2 protein-coding genes and 2 pseudogenes are annotated in these 2540 nt (G+C 67.8%); 1 reads left to right on the forward strand and 3 read right to left on the reverse strand.

Annotated elements, in window-relative coordinates; all coding sequences use genetic code 11:
- Positions 1 to 335, reverse strand: a pseudogene (locus JWP28_RS04395) (aspartyl beta-hydroxylase); the annotation flags it as partial.
- Positions 336 to 481: 146 nt separating this feature from the next.
- On the opposite strand from JWP28_RS04395, the gene JWP28_RS04400 reads away from it, so the two are divergent.
- Complete coding sequence (locus JWP28_RS04400) at positions 482 to 1282, forward strand: undecaprenyl-diphosphate phosphatase (protein ID WP_299540405.1); 801 nt, start codon at positions 482 to 484, stop codon at positions 1280 to 1282.
- Here JWP28_RS04400 and JWP28_RS04405 read toward each other — a convergent pair.
- Positions 1279 to 2181 carry a sulfotransferase domain-containing protein gene (locus JWP28_RS04405; protein ID WP_299540407.1) on the reverse strand — a complete coding sequence of 301 codons (903 nt, stop codon included), beginning with the start codon at positions 2179 to 2181 and terminating at the stop codon, positions 1279 to 1281. The two genes, JWP28_RS04400 and JWP28_RS04405, sit on opposite strands and share 4 nt — an antisense overlap.
- Positions 2182 to 2240: 59 nt before the next feature.
- Positions 2241 to 2540: pseudogene (locus JWP28_RS04410) on the reverse strand (complex I NDUFA9 subunit family protein); the annotation flags it as partial.

The following is a 2540-nucleotide window of genomic DNA, read 5'->3' on the forward strand; positions in this document are numbered from 1 at the left end:
AGCTTGTCGTCCGGCGGGGCGATGGAAAGCGCGTTCCTGTAGACCGCCGCGGCCGCGCGCTCCCCGCCCATCCGCTCGACCACCGCGCCCTTGGAGAGCAGGGCCACGTAATCGTACGGGTCGAGGCTCAGCGCCTCGTCGAGGGCGGCGAGCGCGCCGGCCAGGTCGCCCAGGGCGCGGCTCACCATCGCCCGCTGCAGCTTCAGCCCGATGTCCTGCGGCGCCGACCGCTCGGCCTCCAGCACCAGGGCCAGCGCGCCCCTGCGGTCGCCCCGCTGCAGGGCCTCCTGCACGCCCGCGCTCAGGTCCGGTTGGCGGATTTCCGCCGACGTCATGCCTCAATTCCCACTGCCGTTTGCCCCACAGGGATATACGCCGCTATAGGCAGCGGCGAGGGCAAAGGCTGATAAACGCCTTCTTCACCATCGTTCCCCATTCCTGAATGCAGCCGCGGTGGGGGGCCGCCATTTCGGGGAGCGTCATGTCGGACTGGATCTACGCCGTTGTCCTGGGGATCGTCGAAGGGCTGACGGAGTTCATCCCGGTCTCCTCCACGGGCATGCTGCTGCTCACCAAGCAGGCGCTCGGCCTGACGGACGTCAACTGGGACACCTTCATCGTCCTGATCCAGCTGGGCGCGATCCTGGCGGTGGTGGTGCTCTATTTCAGCCGGCTGTGGAATGTGGTCCTGCGCCTGCCCTCCGACCCCCGCGCCCGCCGCTTCGCGCTCAGCGTCATCGTGGCCTTCCTGCCGGCGGCGGTGCTGGGCGTCCTGCTGCACGACCTGATCAAGCAGGTGCTGTTCGAGAGCCCGCGGGTGATCTGCATCTCGCTGATCCTGGGCGGCGTCGTGCTGCTGCTGATCGACCGTTACGCCCCGCATCCGACCCGCGATGACGCCATGGCCTTGCCGCTCCCCACCTCGCTGGTCATCGGCTTCTTCCAATGCCTGGCGATGATCCCCGGCGTCTCGCGCTCGGGCGCGACCATCGTCGGCTCCATGCTGATGGGGGTGGAGAAGCGCGCGGCTGCCGAGTTCTCCTTCTTCCTGGCCATTCCGACCATGGCCGGCGCCTTCACGGTCGACGCGTGGAAGAACCGGCATGAGCTCGCCCACGGCCACATGGGCCTCGTCGCCATCGGCTTCGTGGTCTCCTTCATCGTGGCGCTGGGCGTCATCCGCGCCATGCTGGCCATCGTCACCCGCAGGGGTTACGCGCCCTTCGGCTGGCTCAGGATCGCGATCGGCGGCGTGGGCCTGGCCCTGCTGACCCTGCGCTAGAGCTCGCCGGTCTTCAGCCAGCGCGCGCAGTCGGCGCCCAGCTTCTCCTCCGCCATGCGCTCGTAGGCGAGGCTCTCGGCCGGCGAGAGCACGTCGCGCCAGCGGCCGTTGGTCCCCTTGTTGATGAAGGTGTCGCTGCCGCCCTCCCACGGCATCCCACCCAGCGGCGCATAGCGATCGGAGTGGGCCTTCATGTAGGCGAAGCTGCAATGCTCGACGATCGTCGGCCAGTTGGCCCCGGCGATGTCGATGTCGAGGAAGTCGGCGATCTCCCGCATCTGGCCGGGCAGGTCGGCCTTCAGCTGGGCGAAGTGCACCAGCTTGACGTTGGGCAGGTGACGCAGCGCCCACCAGCTGTTGGTGTTTTCCCAGAACGACCACATCGGATAGCCGTCCTGCTCCAGCCAGGTGTTGAAGTAGCGCCGGACGTCGGGGTCGGGATGCGGCAGCGGCGGGCCGACCAGGCCCGGGGTGTCGTTGAACAGGGCGTAGGCCTCTTCCTTGAAGCCCATGTGATGGTTGTAGAAGCTCCAGACCACATCGCGGCCGTCACGGGCCACGTAGAGGTATTTCGCCTTGGGCGAGAGGACGAGGGCGTCGGCCGGCAGATGGGTCTTCAGGATCCGGCGGTGCGTCTGGGCGACGACGGCGGCGCGCACCTCGGGCGGGATGATCCGCATGTCCCACCACGGCGAGATCTCGTTGATCATCACGTCTTCGCGGCCCTGGAACACCAGCTGGCCGACGATCTGCTGCGCCCAGGTCGTGCCGGCCTTTCCGTAGGTCGAGACGATGACGTCGTCGTCGCGGAACGCGAAGTCGTTCCAGGCGGTCGAATCCATGTGGTGGTTCTGGAGTTCGCGCGTCTTGCGCGGCCAGTCGGTGACGATCTCGCCCATGCCCAAGCCTCCCATTCGGCGTGAGCATATACCGATGTTCTGTGGGTTTGAACGCCCTGTTAGACGGCCGCCAGTTCGCGGTCTTCCTGGTCGGCGTACTGGCCGCCCTTGCGGTACCGGTAGAGATAGCTCGGCAGCACCGCCTCCAGGGTGGTGGGCGCGATCCCCAGGTCCGTCAGGCCCGGATAGGCGCCGCTGACGACGTTGTCGGCCTTCAGCAGCTTCACCTGGTCGGAGGTGACCGGCGGCTCGATCAGCACGCCCGCCAGATCGCCCGCCGCACCGATCAGGCGCGCGAGCGGCCAGGGGATCGGCGCCAGGAACCGGCGCTTGTCGATCTCGGCCAGCATCAGCTCCAT

The sequence above is a fragment of the Phenylobacterium sp. genome, from assembly GCF_028290885.1.
In the GTDB taxonomy this organism is placed as follows: Bacteria; Pseudomonadota; Alphaproteobacteria; order Caulobacterales; family Caulobacteraceae; genus Phenylobacterium.